The organism is Marinobacterium sp. xm-g-59, assembly GCF_013283315.1.
In the GTDB taxonomy this organism is placed as follows: Bacteria; Pseudomonadota; Gammaproteobacteria; order Pseudomonadales; family Balneatricaceae; genus Marinobacterium_E.
On the sequence record NZ_WBYR01000002.1, the window covers coordinates 212965 to 229205 of the forward strand.

Here is a 16241-nt window from a genome sequence, read left to right on the forward strand (position 1 = left end):
CGCTCAATTAACCTCTGCGAAGAAGGTGAATATAGGTTTGGTTGTTCTCTGTCGTAGAGATCAACTCATGATTCGACAGATCAGCATAAGCTTTAAAGTCACGTACAGAACCCGCATCCGTCGCAATCACCTCAAGCACCTGCCCTACTTCAAGGCTGTTCAGCGCCTGCTTGGCTTTCAATAACGGCAGCGGACAAGCTAAACCGGTCGCGTCGACTCTTTTATCAATGTGAATCTCTGTCATACTAAAGTCAGTGTAAAAAGCGAATCTATCGGCGCAATGTAACTGATATACAGAACAAAGGCTATGCTACCTCTGATGCGAACCCCTTTAATCATTCTACTATCCAGCCTTATCTGCTTTAACGTGCAAGGCTCAGAGAAGCTGCCCTCCCTAGCAGGCAGCACCAACTCGAGCTATCAGCTTGAGCAAGAACGAGCACTTGGCCAGGCCTGGATGCGCATGATGAAAGCCCAAGCCCAACTTCTAGACGATCCGATTGTCGAGAGCTATCTCAAGGATCGATTATGGTACCTATCTCCCTTTTCTGAGCTACAAGATAAGCGGTTAGATCTATTGGTCATCGACCAACAGGAGGTTAATGCCTTTGCCGCACCGGGCGGCATCATTGGCATCAATGCGGGTCTGCTGCTAGCAACAGAGACAGAAGATCAATTAATGTCGGTGATCGCTCACGAGCTTGCCCACTTAAGTCAGCGTCACTTTGCACAACAACAGGCGGCCAGCGAGAAGCGACAACCACTAGTATTAGCTGGCATCGTCGGCAGTATTTTACTCTCTAGCATCAACCCCAACGCAGGAGCGGCCGCACTTCAAGGCACTATTGGAGCTTCAGAAAATGCAAGACTTAGCTTCAGTAGACAAAATGAGCTTGATGCAGACCAAGCAGGCATGCGCACGCTGGTTGCCGCAGGGTATGACCCTCAAGCTATGCCACAGATGTTTGCACAGCTAGCGCAAGCCAATCGTTTTTCGGGCAGCGCTGTACCCGAGTTTTTACGAACCCATCCAGTGACTGAATCGCGAATCGCTGATTCCACTAACCGTGCCATGAATTTACCGAGCGCTAGTACAGAGCATCGTGACCACCAAAACTTTATGATTGCCAAAGCGAGAGCGGCCGTTAAGTATGGCGCTGAAAATCAGTTATTCAACAACTCAGAATTAGATGAGTCAGCCAAGCATTTTACTCACTACTTAAAAGCGCTCTCTGTGAATAACAACGAGGAAGCGCAAAACCACTGGGAGGCACTCTCCAAAAGCTGGCAACAACACCCTTGGGTCCAACTCAGTCGTTTAACTGAACTCTCTCTCAGTGGGCAACCAACCGAGCCGTTAATGGAAGAGCTGATGGATCTATACCCTAATGACTTTGCCGTGCAAGCGACACTGGCCAAGAGTTATAGAGAACAGGGGAATGTATTACAAGCGATCAGCCTTTACAGGAAACTGCTTAGAGATCACCCCAACAATACACTGTTTCTCTACCATCTCGCCGAGCTATATGGCTTGATCAATGATATAGAGCAGCTTCACCGTACCCGAATTGAGTTCTTTTTTCAGCGAGCTGAGTTTGATCTAGCGCTCAGACAGGTAGAGTTTGCCCGCAGGGATGCTAGAAACAATAGAGTTCAACTGGGTTGGCTCGAACAGAGGGAGAGAGAGATTCGAGCAGACCAACTGAGGTTTGATGAACTGTTTAAATAAAGGTTGATGTGAGCAACAGGGAGAGTCACTCACTCAATTAGAGATTAGCGGGCTTGAAAGCTCAACATTCTCTCAAGTGGGCGAAGCGCACGTTGACGAAGCTCTGGATCGACAAAGACCTCTTCACGGCCATGACGCAGTCCATCCAAAATATTTTCAAGGCCGTTCATTGCCATCCAGGGACAGTGTGCGCAACTTCGACAGGTTGCACCAGAACCTCCGGTGGGTGCTTCAATAAAGGTTTTGCCTGGAGCAGCCTGCTGCATCTTAAAGAAGATGCCTCGATCGGTTGCTACAATGAACCTATCGTTTGGTAGATCATGAGCCGCTTTGATTAACTGACTGGTAGAGCCCACTGCATCGGCAAGCTCGACAACAGAAGCGGGCGATTCTGGGTGAACAAGCACCGCAGCGTCTGGGTAGACCGCTTTAAGATCTAACAACCCTTTCGCTTTAAACTCTTCATGGACAATACAAGAGCCATCCCACAACAGCATCTCTGCGCCCGTTTGATTCTCGATGTAACTACCCAGGTGCTTATCAGGGCCCCAGATGATCTTTTTATCCTGATCAACCAGATGTTCAACGACTTGCAGTGCGATACTCGATGTCACCACCCAGTCCGCTCTGGCCTTCACCTCGGCAGAGGTATTGGCATAAACAACCACTTCATGATCAGGATGTGCATCACAAAACGCACTAAAGTCTTCGATAGGACAACCGATATCAAGTGAACAGGTTGCTTCCAAAGTAGGCATCAAGATGCGCTTATCCGGGCTAAGAATCTTAGACGTCTCACCCATAAACTTAACGCCAGCAACCACTAAAGTGGATGCAGAATGATTTGCACCAAAGCGCGCCATCTCAAGCGAGTCAGCGACACAACCACCGGTCTTTTCGGCCAGTGCTTGAACCAGAGGATCCGTGTAATAGTGAGCAACCAGGCATGCATCGCGCTCTTTCAGCTCAACCGCTATCTGCTCTTCAAGATCAGCGACTTGAGCAGGCGTGAGATCACTGGGCAGATGCTCTTGAGCAAAATGCTCTTGCACCATAATGCGTTGATCAAGATCTGCTTTTGTTTGCATAGCAACCTCAAAAAGTGACGTTTCAAGCGACGTCGTAACGAGTCAATTAGTTAAGAGTTAAACTGAGATATAACGTGTCGGATCGGGAACACCCGCATCATCAAAGCCTTTCGCTCGCAAGCGGCAACTGTCACAGCGACCGCAAGCCCTGCCATCATCGTCTGACTGATAGCAGGAGACAGTCAAAGCGTAGTCCAGACCCAAGCGATGACCGGCTTGAATGATCTCTGCTTTGGTAAGATCGATCAAAGGGGTCTCAATTTTGAATGGCTCACCCGTGATGCCGTTTCTAGTCGCTAGATTTGCCATCTCTTCGTAGGCTTTAATGAACTCTGGACGACAATCAGGGTAGCCCGAATAGTCCACGGCATTAACACCTATAAAGATCGCATCGGCATGCAATACTTCCGCCCAGGCCAACGCCATGGAGAGAAAAATCGTATTACGAGCTGGCACATAGGTGATAGGCACACCTTCGGTTTCACCCTCAGGCACCTCAATCGAACTATCGGTCAGGGCAGAGCCACCGAACTGAGCAAGATCAAGCGAGAAGACACGATGCTCTTTTGCACCAACAGAGGCGCAAACCGCCTTGGCCGCATTCAGTTCAGTCAAAGCGCGCTGCCCATAGTCAAAGCTTAGCGCGTAACACTCATAACCTTGATCAGCAGCAATCGCCAATACCGTAGCAGAGTCAAGGCCGCCTGATAGCAGGACGACCGCACGTTTCATCTTTTGATTCATAGTTATGAGCGAGGCTTGTAGTTACGAGCTAGGCCAGCAGCAGAGCTTTTAGGATACTCATCAAGCAGCTGTTTAAAACTGCTCTGTTGCGCTGCAGAATCACCCAAACGATCCTGCACAACACCCAGTTTATAAAGTGCATCTGGGCGCTTGCGATGGCCAACAAACTGAGAAACCACCGTTTCAAATGCGGCTTTAGCTGAATCTAGTTGCTGCTGAGCAAGCTTCACTTCGCCAATCCAGTAGTAGGCATTCGCTAGGTTATCACTGCTAGGATAGGTCTGAATAAACTGTTCAAAGGCTTGAACTGACTCATCAAACTTACGTTCACGAACCAGTGTAAACGCCTGCTGGTAAGCCACTCGATCACTGACTGTAGGTTCAGCAGGGGCTACAGGTGCTTCCGCCTCAACAGGAGAACCAGCGACGGTCGTCTCAACTGGCTGTGTCGCAGCAGCGCTACTTGATACGGGTGCATTTGTTTCGGAAGCAGCCCGATTCTCACCGAGAGCCACACTTGGAGACGCTGTCTCAGCAACAACAGGGTTAGACGTAACTTGGTCAGCAACAACAGGAGCCGGCGCAGCAAGCGGGTCAGCTTGTTGAAGCACTAAAGAGCTTAGGCGGCGATCCATATCACGGTAACGATCCAACTGCTCTTTTTCGAGCTTTTGTAGACGATACTGCTGTGTCTCGATCTCACCACGCAACTGACGAACCTCAGCCTGCAACTGCTGCAAAAGAAGAACCAGTTCACTGTTGGCAGATTGGGAATGTTGTGCCGCAGAAACAGAACTGCTGGCAATAGTGCCAGCAGTCAGTAGAGCAATCAGTAGACGCAATTTCATTAGCGGCTAGTGTAGCTCAGTTCTACACGACGGTTTAGCGCCCACTCAGCTTCAGTGTGGCCAAGCATAGCTGGCTTCTCTTCACCGTAAGAGATAGTTTCGATCTGGTTGCTACCAGCACCGTTAACCATCAGAAGACGAGCAACGGCGTTAGCACGCTGTTCACCCAGTGCAATGTTGTACTCACGAGTACCACGCTCATCAGCGTGACCTTCTAGACGAACAGTTGCACCTGGGTTGTTCGATAGATACTTAGCATGCGCTTCAAGATCAGAGAAACCTTCTTGTTTAACAACAGCCTGATCGAAGTCGAAGTAGAAAACGGTGCGCAGTTTAGCAACTTCAGCAAAAGAGCCAGCAGTCACATTGCTGCCATCAGCGCCTTGAGTGGTTGCTGCATTATTGGTAGCTGCACCATCTGCACCGCCATCCGTTGTTGTGCTAGTTGAACTACAACCTGCAACAAGCGCTACGGCTGCTGCAAGTGCTGCTACTCGAGTCATTGCGATTGCGCGCATCGTCAATCTCCTAAAATAAATTTTTATTGGTCCTATTGGATAGTGCTTAAACTATAGGCTGAGCTAAAGGATTTCAAGCGACTACCTAAAAAAACTTAAGAAACCTGCTCAATCCCGACCAGAGTCCAGTTTCCAGAGTCTAAATCCGCATCTCGACTGAGGTGCCATGCTTCTGCAAACGGTGTAGTGGTGGCCGAACCGTTTTCACGAATTTCACCTTCAAAATAGAGGCTTACAATGTGTTCACCCAACAGCGTTTGGAAGTTAGCCAACTCAACATCAACTGACAAAACCTCAGTTACTTGGTTTTCTGGTAACACCATTCGATTGGTTTTAAGCGACTGCAATAGCTCTGGTGAGGTGTAAGAAGAGATCTCCTGCCAATCTTGACGATCCCATGCACTCTGCAAATTTTTGAAGTGATCCTTAGCGCCGGCCAGGAAAGCGTCTTCATCAAACCACTCAGGCGTATCAATCTTAGCGAACGTCGCGCTCATACCTGAAGCGTTTGAAGCACCACCCAATCCCTGTTCAGCATTTCTAGCCATGGGTACTTCATTCGGGGCGTAACCTCCCTGAGAGGCGCCAGCATAAGCAGCCCTTCTTTGCGACCCGAACAGTTTAAACAGCATAAAGATGACCAGACCAATCAACAGCATATCCATCAGCTGGATACCCTCAAAGGCACCACCGAAAAAGAGAGCTCCCAGAATACCGCCGGCCAATAGTCCACCCATTAAACCACCCATACCCGCTTTACCGCCTGCCGTTGAGGTCGGTGCCGTTTTTGATCCGGTTTGAGAAGGGGCAACCTGTTTGGTCGGAGCCGGAGCCGCCTTCTTAGGCATGGAGTAGCTTTTGCCCAAGCTAAAACCGCCACCAAAACGTTTAGCCTCCGCTTGATGGGGAATAGCTGCCACCAAACAAAATGCAAACAGGAGCGTAAAGAGTTGTTTCATTATTTTATAAACCTCAGATCAATTAACGGTTTTAGTACGGTTTTGTCGAATACCTGCTATAACTCGTCTTACGACGGCCAACCAGATGCCGAGCACAATGAGGGCAATTCCGATTAAATGGAAGCTGTGCATAGTCTCATTCAACACCAAGATAGACAAGAGGGTACCGAATACCGGAATCAGATAGATAAACAGCCCAGCGGTCGACGCTCCCAACTGCGCCACACCACGATTCCAGAAAGAGTAAGAGAGTATCGAGGGAAAGATAGCAATATAGACCACAACCGCCCAGACCGGCGTCTCGAGAGTCGGCACGACAAAGCCACCCTGCTCAAACAGTGCGAATGGGAAGATCACAAGCAAACCAATCAAAACCGACAGCCCGAAAAAGGTGAACGGCTCTAGCTCTTTAGGTTTGAACTTTAAGGTGATCGAATAGAGAGCCCAAGTCACAATCGCAGCCAATATCCAGACATCCCCTGGGTTAAGGTGCAGTGAGGCAATGCGCTGTAACTCACCTTGGGTAATCAGTACAAGAACTCCCATTAGTGAAGCCGCTATCCCTAACCACTGCAGCCCGCCCACAGACTCTTTGAAAAAGAGTCGGTTCAAGAGCAAAATTAGAACGGGAATAATTGCATGCATCAAGGTCGTGTTAGTAGCGGTGGTCGTCTCAACCCCCAAATAGATGAAAGTATTGAAACACCCCACACTGGTGAGTGATAACCAAAACAGCAGTGGAAAATGCGCTTTTATAATTGGCCATTGCCGAATCGCTTTGGGCAGCCAGATAGGCAATAGGATCAAAAAGGCGAGTCCCCAGCGTAAAAATGCCATCAATAGTGGATCGGCAATATCAGCCACTCCTTTAGCCGCGACATGATTACCCGCCCAAAACAGTGGCGTTAAGATCAACAAGAGATAGGCGATCAACGTGCATTTCCTTTAGCAAAATAACTTAATAAACCGTAATGAGGCTCTTCGCCTGTTACGGCGTAATTGAGAGTACGAGAGTTCTCAAACAACCAGCGCTGTTGAGACAGGTCCGCTCCTCTTCCGGCAAACAGGATCTGATCTCCCAACTGCAGCTCAGTCAGCTCACCCGGCTCGATCATAAATTGATCACCACGCTTCACCAGCAGAGCCAAACATTTCAGCTCCTTTGCTCGATCTGCTGGGGATTTGAGTAGTGATCGTAACGTCAATGTCTGACCAGATTCTATCCACTCTTTTACTGCAGGCGTCTCTTCTCCCAGTGTAAAAGCCTGAATGCGAACCTGGCCATCACCTACAAGGCGATTTAGGCGCTGAATGAGCTCTCTGGCATCCACTTCATCAAGCGCCATCGATTGGTCTAAAAACTCAGCCAGCAAAGGTGTACGCAGATGAGCCAGAATGCGACTGGCAATGGTGCGACCGGGGTTCATAACAAAATCAGCTTTGAGCCGTTCAAAAATTAACTCATTAGAGTCCAAGTTTTGGCGAACAACCGTCTGCAACCTAGGATTTAATTCGCGAGCCGTCATGATGATCGACAGATTATCCGCATCATTACCTGTACCAGCAATAATACCCACCGCTTCTTCAACACCCGCTTGAATCAGGGTAGATGCCTCGGTACCTATACCGACAATCGATGTGGGCTCATCACCTCTGAAGCTATCCATATGAGGATCCACTAAAGTGATCTCTGTCCCCTCAGCACGCATGGAGCCGGCTAACGCGCGACCAAAGCGACCATAGCCACATAAAATCCAGCGACCCGATTGATGCTTATAGGTTGATGCGATTGAGCGGTGCTCAGAGTAAATCAGCCAATCAACGATCAGATGCTTTTGCGGACTGTGGGCCGCTAGGCCAAGATACTCGGCAAACTGTTTAAAGGGATCTACTACCAGATCGGTGCCAAAGGAGTAAAGATTGGCAGTGGTCGTATCATTTTCGCTGCGACTTACCACAATGCGTTTCGGATAGAGCAGCTTGCTGGCAATCGAGACCGACAGATTAACGTTATCATCATTGGTCAGGGCCAATACACCCAGACAACTTGGGTTCTGCAATCCAGCCAGATCGAGATTTTCCGGCAGTGAGGCATCAGCACACAGACCCACCACCGGCAGTGAATACTGTTCAAGCTCTAACGCATCGATTCGGCTCTGATCGATATCGATGACCACCGATTTAATACCCTGTTGCTCCAGTCCAGCCACCACATCTCGGCCCGTTGTGCCAAAGCCACAAATTAGATAGAAGGGCTCTCGAATCGATCGAACTTGATGAGCAAAACGGCGAGTGCGCAACAGACGCGAGAATCCTTGATCTTGCAGCACACTCAACATGGCACCGATGGCATAGAGCCAAGCAATGACGGTTGCGTAGATGCAGACCAGGGTCCACATCCGCTGAGCACTGGTGAATGGGTAAGGAATCTCACCAAAACCGATGGTGGAACCCATAAACGAGACAAAGTAGAAGGCGTGGAAGAAATCCATACGCCAAGGCTGACCCTGATCATCAAGCCCAGGTATTAAAACAAACCCAAGCACAGAGACGGCGTAAACGCCGATTAGAACGCTCAGGGGCAGTCTTAGCCGCCTAAGTAGAATATAGAGCAGTGTATTCATCGACGAATCGACGCACTCTCAACCACTAGCAGAACCACCGACACAACATTCGCCACCAGTGCACCAGCAGCAAGCGACACAATACTCGCCATCGTCCCATCCGTCATTCCCAGTGACGAGATCTGCTCGGCATACGCCCAGACCACCGCAGCTGCAATCAATTGCAAATCGGCAACCAAACTGGTCGCCAGCAACAGTGCTCCAAGGTGGCTGCGGTCACCAAACTTCAACACCGTACAAATTAAACTAACTACCAGGGCCAAAAAGAGCTCAAACACTTCATGATGTGCAGGATTATCGATATCCCCAAGAACAAAGCCGACATTCAGCGTCAGGGCTAAGATGATAAAGAATCCAAATACAACCTTTTCACGGTTCATCAACAAGCGCTCCCAATAATCCAGTTAGTCAGCTTAAAACGTATTTCTGTTCAACATCTTAACGACGTTTAAGTTAGGCTTAATATTAATGACTGAAGCTAACACTTATCGTGACTGTTTATCTAGGGGGTATTTCACATCGTGATCAAGAAATCGATCGTTTCTCTTCTATTTCTCGTTTTTTTATCACTGTCGTCGATCGTTGGTGCCGACGTAATCAAAAGCCTCAACGACACTCGTGAGTATCGAATTCTTGAACTGGACAATCAGTTACGAGCATTACTGATCTCGGATATGCAGAGCGACAAAGGAGCCGCCTCCTTGAATGTACAAGTAGGTAGTAGCGCCAACCCACCGGAGCGTGCAGGACTGGCCCATTTCCTAGAGCACATGCTCTTTTTAGGCACCGAAAAATACCCAGAGGCGGACGCCTATCAAGCGTTCATTAACTCTAATGGCGGCAGCCACAACGCCTTCACCGCCTACGATGATACGAACTACTTTTTTGATGTCCGAGCAGAGGCGTTCCCAGAAGCGCTCGATCGTTTCGCTCAATTTTTCATAGCACCACTCTTCACTGAGGCTTACGTGGATCGTGAACGAAATGCCGTCCACTCTGAGTACGAGTCAAAACGGCTGGATGATGGACGTCGCATCTACGTGGCTAAAAAAGAGGCGATGAACCCAGAGCACAACTGGACCCAGTTTTCGGTCGGCAACCTCGATACTCTGGAAAACACGCCAGAGAACCCCATTCGCCCCGATTTGATCGACTTTTACAACCGTTACTACTCGGCCAATTTGATGACACTAGTGGTCAGCGCACCGCTCTCTTTAGACGAACTAGAGACGCTAGTAACTCAGCGTTTCTCTAAGGTTAAAAACAGCAACGCCACGCCCTACAGCGATGCGGTGCCGCTGTTCACAGAGAACGAGATAGGTCGTGAGATTCGCATCAAAACCCTCAAAGAGAGCCGCCAACTAACGCTCACTTTTCCTGTTCCCCCCAGAGAAGGTTACTGGAAGAAAAAACCGCTCTACTTTATTGCAAACCAAATCGGCTATGAGGGCAAAGGGTCACTCCTCTCTTACCTTAAGGATGAAGGTCTAGCCGACAGCGTCGGGGCTTGGATTGGCATCGATCAACCCGAACAATCGACCTTTGATATCCATATCGATCTCACCCTAAAAGGTCTGGAGCAGAAAGAGCGTGTGATTGAGGCAGTGTTTAGCAAAATTGAGCTTATTAAACAGGCCGGTGTTCAACAGTCACTCTTTGATGAACAAGCTCTTCTTGCGATGAATGAGTTCCGATTCCAGCAGAGTTCAGAACCGATCCACAACGTGATGCGTCTTTCTAAGATGATGGTGGACTACCCTGAGGCTGAATTGATCAGGGCCTCCTACGCGTTTGATCAGTTTGATGCCGCGTTGATTAATGACTACCTCTCGTACATGACGCCGGACAACTTAGTGCTAGGCCTCTATTCACAGCAGGTTGAGACCGATCAGCAAGAACCTCGATATGAGATCGACTACAGCATTAAAACGATCGACTCCGCCCTTCTAGAGCGCTGGAAGAGTCCAAAACTCATTCCGGCCCTCAGCATTAAACCCTTGAATCCCTATATTGCTGATCAGTTCGATCTTCTCGAAGAGACGCAAGCAGAGTTGCCTGAGACTGTTTTTAAAGAGGGTAATCTCACTGCGCTGCACAAGGTTGATGTCAGCTACAAGCAGCCCAGAGGAGCAATCAATCTGGCGATACTGTCGAATAATGCTCAGCCTGATGCAGCCGCATCCGTCGCCAATTCACTGTTGACCGACATGATCAATGAACAGCTCAACGAAGCGCTCTACGATGCCGCACTGGCTGGACTGAACGCCGAGATCTACCCTCACCTGCGAGGCCTATCCATTAAAGTGAGTGGCTACAACCAGCGTCTGGATCGTCTGTTAGAAACACTGCTCAGGTCTCTGAGTATGCCTTTGCAGGATGAGGCGTTGTTTGCTCGATTGAAGCAGAACCTTAAAGAGGATCTTGCCAACAGCCTTAAAGAGAAACCCTACAACCGAACCTTTGCCCTGCTCTACCAAGAGTTATTGGATAATAGCTGGAGCAGTGAAGAGAAACTGGCGGTAATTGATTCGATGACACTGGCTGATCTTTCCAAGCAGAGAGAGAAACTGCTTGCTGAAGGTCAGTTAAAACTGTTTATCCACGGTAATATCAGTCGTGAACAAGCCGAGCTGATCAGCTCAACCGTTCACTCAGCACTGTCTGCGATGAAACCCGCTAATGTGAACCCGATCAAAGCGAACAGCCTAGATGATGGAGAGACAACTAAATCGATCTCGGTCGCTCATACCGACTCCGCACTGCTGCTCTACCTTCAGGCGGACAGTGACACGGCTCAAGCACGCGTGGAAACCGCTCTGATCAACGAGCTTCTGTCGACACCGTTTTACACTCAGCTGAGAACAGAGCAGCAACTGGGCTATGTGGTCTTTTCAAACCTTCTACCTATAGGTGAAACACCCGGAGTCGGTTTGACCGTGCAATCTCCGACGGCTGATTCGCAAGCGCTGAAACAGGCTTATAGTGATTTCTTATCGGGTTGGCGTGCAGGGTTAGCAGCAGAGCTAGAGCAAAACATCGAACAGTATCGAGCAAGTCTGCGCTCGCGAATTGCCTCACCCTCCAAGCGGTTGGCGGATGAGACTGAAAGACTCTGGCGAGAGATTGATCGTGACAACCTAAACTTTGATACCAGAGAGCAGCTTCTAACCGCGTTAGACCATCTGACGCCTGAGCAGATACTCAAACGCGCAGATCAGCTGCTTGAACGTAAACTTTGGATAGAGGCTAACCCTGAGCAATCTTAGTCATACTCTCTAAGGTTCAAAGGGGTAGATCGACTCCGCATAGAGGGCGATATCTTCCAATATCGCCCTTTCCTCAGCCGTAGTCTCCGGTAGTTCAGCAATGCGATTCAGCTCTGCATAGAGTGCTTCAAAGGTGAGGTAACCACCGGTGCCTTTCAGTAGCTTTTGCGCTCGAAACTCCTCCCAACTCAACTGTTCCTCATCGGTTAGGGTTTCTGGGAAATTTCGAGCTTTATAACGCAGTAACATCTCCTCTAGACGGGGATCCTGAAACGGCAGCTGTAATTCGTACAAGCTCTCTTCATCCGCCTCACGCACGCGATCGATCAATTTTTTGTCATCATTGGAGAAGAAGCCACCTGAGTAGATCTGCAGATCAGGGTCAGCAATCGCATCGCGATCCTCTTGGTAAACCGCCATCAGTTTCTCTCGGAGATTAGGTTCATTGCGCAATAGCGCCAAATGCGCCCGACATTGATCGCCATCAATGGCAAACTTTGCCGGTTCATCACCACGCAGCATGTTGGCCGGTGCCACAATCGGGCAACGATTGGCATGCAGTAACTTCAGAGCTAATTTAGGGGTATTCTCATCACGCTGATCGCGCGGGAGATAGAGATTCTGTTTAATCTGCTCGGCAGTCAGTTCAAAAAGCGGGGCTGGGTTGTGTCGTAGATCCCAAACAATGCTGGCATTCTTGTTGGTTGGGTGCACCGCAATCGGGGCAACAACCGCCATATTGCCTTGCTCTACCGGGTAACGTGATGAGATGTGTAACACCGGCTTCATGCTTTGCGGATCGATCAGTTTTTGAATCGCCAATTTGGAGCGATGACGAATCACATAATCAAACAGCTTGGGTTGTCTCTCTTTAACCAGCTTGGCCATCGCAATGGTGGCATAGACATCAGATAGCGCATCGTGGGCACTACCATGCTCAATGCCGTTAGCCTTGGTCAGATCTTCCAGACGCAAACTCGGCGTGCCATCTTCGTAGGTAGGCCAAACGATTCCATCGGGACGCAGTGCGCGAGTGAGACGTAACATGTCGATGATATCCCAACGAGAGCAGCCATTTTGCCACTCACGCGCATAGGGATCGTAGAAATTGCGATAGAGGGTATTTCGCGTCACCTCATCATCAAAGCGGATTGAGTTGTAACCGACACCGCAGGTACCCGGCCGTGCAAGTTCTGCATGAATCCTTGCGATGAACTCGGCTTCACTAAGCCCTTTCTCTAAGGCGATTTGTGGCGTAATCCCAGTAATCAAACAGGCCATCGGGTGCGGCAACATATCATCGGCAGGACGAGCGTAGATCATCACAGGATCCTCAATGATATTGAGGTCGGCATCGGTCCGAATACCAGCAAACTGCATGGGACGATCTCGTTGTGGATCGGTTCCGCTGGTCTCGTAGTCGTGCCAAAAAAACGTCTCGTTTTGCGCACTCATCTTCGCATCCTTGATGAAAATTGCTGATAATAGCGTTAAGAGTAACAGGCCCTTTCCATTCTGGCTAAGAGAGTTCTAAAAATGCTAAACAATCCTACTGAATCAAACTGCCCCTGCGGCAGTGGCGCCCCCTTTTCAGAGTGCTGCCAACCCTATCTAGCCGGCATCGCAGTCGCACCCACTGCTGAAAAGCTGATGCGCTCACGCTACACCGCTTTCTCTGTCGGTGCTGTGGACTATCTGATCGATACTTTAGCGCCAGAGCGACGCTCACCAGGTGAAGCGAACATGCTGGCACAAGAGCTTCGCTCAACCGAGTGGGTGAAACTGGAGATACTGGATACGCATGAGGGTGGACCTCTGCACCAAAAAGGACAGGTCGAGTTCAATGCTCACTTTAAAGCGGCCGATGGAAGAGCTGGGGTACTGCACGAACGATCCAATTTTCGCCGTGACGCTGACAAATGGATCTATGTGGATGGCGACGTTGAAGTCAATTGAAGGAAAGTGATGTCAGACGCACTGACTAGGCCTTTTAATACGCCTTTTGAAAAAATTGCGTCTGACATCGATTAATCCCTAACTCTATTAGAGAGGGATTAGAACATGTGTAGACCACCGTTCACTGAGAAGTCCGCACCGGTCATGTAACCCGACTCTTCGTCAGCAATAAAGGCTACCGTGCGACCGATCTCATCCGGTGTACCGAAACGTTTAACCGGAATCGTTGAAGTAATCTTATCCTGAATTGCCTGATCAATCTTAGCCACCATTGGGGTTAGGATATAACCTGGTGACACCGTATTGACGGTAATCCCTTTAGCAGCCACCTCTTGCGCCAGCGCCTTAGTAAAGCCGTGGATACCCGCTTTAGCTGCCGAGTAGTTTGCCTGACCAAACTGACCCTTCTGAGCGTTTACAGAAGAGATATTGATGATGCGACCAAAGCCCTTCTCAAGCATTGGGTTAATCACTAGGCGAGTCATGTGGAACATACTGTCGAGGTTGGCGCTAAGTACTTCGTCCCACTGTTCCCAGCTCATCTTCTTGAACTGACCATCGCGAGTAATACCCGCATTGTTGACTAGGACATCAACTGAACCACCAGTTAGCCTTTCAACCGTCGCAATACACTCAGCACAAGACTCAGCATTGGTAACATCACCGTAAGCGACTTCGATCTCATAGCCATCCTTACGTTGCTCTTCTTGCCAAGCTTTGGCTTTCTCGTGATTACCACCTGAGTTGTAGCCGGCAACGACTTTAAAACCAGCATCAGCCAACTTACGACAGATGCTGACACCCAAGCCACCGGTACCACCAGTAACGAGTGCGACTTTTTGACTCATATTATTCACCCTTGTGTTGTGATCGACTCTTAATGAGGCGATTGATATGCAGGGAATTGGCCTCTCTTTTTGCGTTCTGCGATCCATTCCCTGTAAGAGAGAAATAGAAAAACATAGACCGTGGAGGCTTTAAAAACCCTACGTTAGATAAGTAATTACTCTACTTTTTAGAACCTGACAAGTCTTAATGACTGACTATGAACCAAAGTAGTGAATCAATTTAGACTAGAGAGATGACAGCTAAATGACGTCAAATTAGACCCTATTGAGGGTACGGATCATCCAGAACCAAGCGAACAGAGCCGTCAGAGCATTGGCAACCACCAGACCGATGAAGAGCCCTTTAAGGTCGAACAGGGTGCTACCAAGCCAGCCAAGTGGAATGTAGAAGAGAAAGAGTCGAACGATGCTGACACGCATCGCATGATAGGGGAGATGCAGAGCATTAAAGCTGGACGAGCTGAGGAAGGTGGTCGCCTGAAATCCAAAGCCCAGCGGTACAATCAACATCCAGAGAACCAACCAGCGACCAACGTCAGAGTCGTTGGTAAAGAGTGGCACCAAAAGCCCTGCCCCCAAGGCTAACAGCAAGTAGATCAACAGCTGCCAACTCAGTGCAAAGAACACCGCATCACTGTAGGCAGACTTAACACGCGAGATCTGTTTCGCACCTAAGTTCTGACTTATGAAAGGTGGCAATGTCATCGACAATGCCAAACAGACCAGTAGGGCCAGAGATTCGATACGACTGCCTACCCCAAACGCTGCAACCGCAGCTGCTCCGTGCTGAGCAACAATCGCTGTCAGAATCCCGTTAGCCAAGGGTGTCATCATATTTGACAGAGCTGCGGGCAGACTGATCTTTAAGACTGCACGCCAGTTTTTAAACAGCACGCTTGGGTCTAACACACCTAGCAGGATCATCTTTTTACGAACGAACAGCACCCAAATCGCTAACACAGAGGTGATCGCCCAAGCGATTAAGCTAGCAATGGCAGCACCCTGTATGCCCATCGCAGGAATAGCGGCCCAACCAAAAATCAGGATGGGATCCAGGATAAAGTTGAGAATTGAAGAGCCCAACATCAGCGCGGCTGAGGTGCGAGTATCACCCATCGAGCGGAAGGTGCTATTACAGACCATGTTCAGGACCATAAAAATAGCTGCAAAGAACCAGACCGACATGTAAGCGTCTATATAAGGGATCAGATACTCAGCAGCCCCCATCAACTCTACGATAGGAATCAAAAGAAACTGCCCGATAAAGCCCACCACAGCAGTAATCAAAACTGCCATCAGTAGGTTATCAGTCGCTAAACGTGCCACTCGCTGTTTCTCACCGCGACCGATCAGGCGAGCTAGAGTTGCAGAAGTCCCCACACCAAGACCGATGGCCAGACTGGTCAGCGAGAAGCTAATCGGAAAGGTAAAGGACAGTGCCGCCAGCGGCCAAGTGCCTAAGCGACCGACAAACCAAGCGTCTGCCAAGTTAAACAGCATCAGACTGATCATGCCGAACATCATAGGCACGGTCATGCGCACCAGTGTCGGTCTTATCGGGTCATTAGTCAGATCTGCAGCTTTAGACATGCGGGCACTATAACCTAGGTTCCCACGCACACCCAGCTTTGCAGTACACTATTACAAAATTTGTCAGGGCT

General features: G+C 49.2%; 15 protein-coding genes. 3 read left to right on the plus strand and 12 right to left on the minus strand.

Features of this window, described 5'->3' with window-relative positions:
• Window positions 1-7: 7 nt before the first annotated feature.
• Window positions 8-244: a sulfurtransferase TusA family protein gene (locus XMG59_RS03480; protein WP_173494712.1), complete on the minus strand. Its 237-nt coding sequence runs from the start codon at window positions 242-244 to the stop codon at window positions 8-10.
• Between the two features lie 63 nt (window positions 245-307).
• Between XMG59_RS03480 and XMG59_RS03485 the strand changes: the two genes are divergently transcribed.
• Window positions 308-1729 carry a M48 family metalloprotease gene (locus tag XMG59_RS03485; RefSeq protein WP_173498218.1) on the plus strand — a complete coding sequence of 474 codons (1422 nt, stop codon included), beginning with the start codon at window positions 308-310 and terminating at the stop codon, window positions 1727-1729.
• A gap of 44 nt (window positions 1730-1773) precedes the next feature.
• On the opposite strand, the gene nadA is transcribed toward XMG59_RS03485, so the two are convergent.
• The 8 genes from nadA to XMG59_RS03525 all read right to left on the minus strand — a co-directional run bounded on the left by nadA (window position 1774) and on the right by XMG59_RS03525 (window position 8890).
• Window positions 1774-2817, minus strand: coding sequence for a quinolinate synthase NadA (gene nadA / locus XMG59_RS03490; protein WP_173480437.1), 1044 nt, complete (start codon window positions 2815-2817; stop codon window positions 1774-1776).
• A 57-nt stretch (window positions 2818-2874) separates the two neighbouring features.
• Window positions 2875-3549, minus strand: coding sequence for a 7-cyano-7-deazaguanine synthase QueC (gene queC, locus XMG59_RS03495; protein WP_217363676.1), 675 nt, complete (start codon window positions 3547-3549; stop codon window positions 2875-2877).
• A gap of 14 nt (window positions 3550-3563) precedes the next feature.
• Window positions 3564-4409, minus strand: coding sequence for a tol-pal system protein YbgF (gene ybgF, locus XMG59_RS03500; protein WP_173480435.1), 846 nt, complete (start codon window positions 4407-4409; stop codon window positions 3564-3566).
• Window positions 4409-4927, minus strand: a complete 519-nt coding sequence (pal, locus tag XMG59_RS03505; RefSeq protein ID WP_173480434.1) for a peptidoglycan-associated lipoprotein Pal — start codon at window positions 4925-4927, stop codon at window positions 4409-4411. Before pal ends, ybgF begins: the two co-directional genes overlap by 1 nt.
• Before the next feature lie 95 nt (window positions 4928-5022).
• On the minus strand, window positions 5023-5886 hold the full coding sequence (locus XMG59_RS03510; protein ID WP_173480433.1) for a Tim44 domain-containing protein: 864 nt from the start codon (window positions 5884-5886) through the stop codon (window positions 5023-5025).
• A gap of 18 nt (window positions 5887-5904) precedes the next feature.
• A complete protein-coding gene (locus XMG59_RS03515; protein ID WP_217363677.1) occupies window positions 5905-6819 on the minus strand; it encodes a DMT family transporter in 915 nt (304 codons plus the stop codon).
• A complete protein-coding gene (locus XMG59_RS03520; protein ID WP_173495201.1) occupies window positions 6816-8510 on the minus strand; it encodes an NAD-binding protein in 1695 nt (564 codons plus the stop codon). Before XMG59_RS03520 ends, XMG59_RS03515 begins: the two co-directional genes overlap by 4 nt.
• Window positions 8507-8890, minus strand: a complete 384-nt coding sequence (locus tag XMG59_RS03525; RefSeq protein WP_173480431.1) for a DUF6394 family protein — start codon at window positions 8888-8890, stop codon at window positions 8507-8509. Before XMG59_RS03525 ends, XMG59_RS03520 begins: the two co-directional genes overlap by 4 nt.
• 141 nt (window positions 8891-9031) lie before the next feature.
• On the opposite strand from XMG59_RS03525, the gene XMG59_RS03530 reads away from it, so the two are divergent.
• On the plus strand, window positions 9032-11776 hold the full coding sequence (locus tag XMG59_RS03530; protein WP_173498219.1) for an insulinase family protein: 2745 nt from the start codon (window positions 9032-9034) through the stop codon (window positions 11774-11776).
• A gap of 9 nt (window positions 11777-11785) precedes the next feature.
• Here XMG59_RS03530 and sbcB read toward each other — a convergent pair whose 3' ends face one another.
• Window positions 11786-13231 (minus strand): exodeoxyribonuclease I, encoded by a 1446-nt coding sequence (gene sbcB, locus XMG59_RS03535; RefSeq protein WP_173498220.1) that lies wholly within the window; start codon window positions 13229-13231, stop codon window positions 11786-11788.
• An 81-nt stretch (window positions 13232-13312) separates the two neighbouring features.
• Between sbcB and XMG59_RS03540 the strand changes: the two genes are divergently transcribed.
• Window positions 13313-13732, plus strand: a complete 420-nt coding sequence (locus tag XMG59_RS03540; protein WP_173483879.1) for a YchJ family protein — start codon at window positions 13313-13315, stop codon at window positions 13730-13732.
• A 98-nt stretch (window positions 13733-13830) separates the two neighbouring features.
• On the opposite strand, the gene phbB is transcribed toward XMG59_RS03540, so the two are convergent.
• Both phbB and XMG59_RS03550 read right to left on the minus strand, forming a co-directional pair.
• On the minus strand, window positions 13831-14580 hold the full coding sequence (phbB, locus tag XMG59_RS03545; protein WP_173480427.1) for an acetoacetyl-CoA reductase: 750 nt from the start codon (window positions 14578-14580) through the stop codon (window positions 13831-13833).
• Window positions 14581-14835: 255 nt separating this feature from the next.
• On the minus strand, window positions 14836-16170 hold the full coding sequence (locus XMG59_RS03550; protein ID WP_254447045.1) for an MATE family efflux transporter: 1335 nt from the start codon (window positions 16168-16170) through the stop codon (window positions 14836-14838).
• Window positions 16171-16241: the final 71 nt, after the last annotated feature.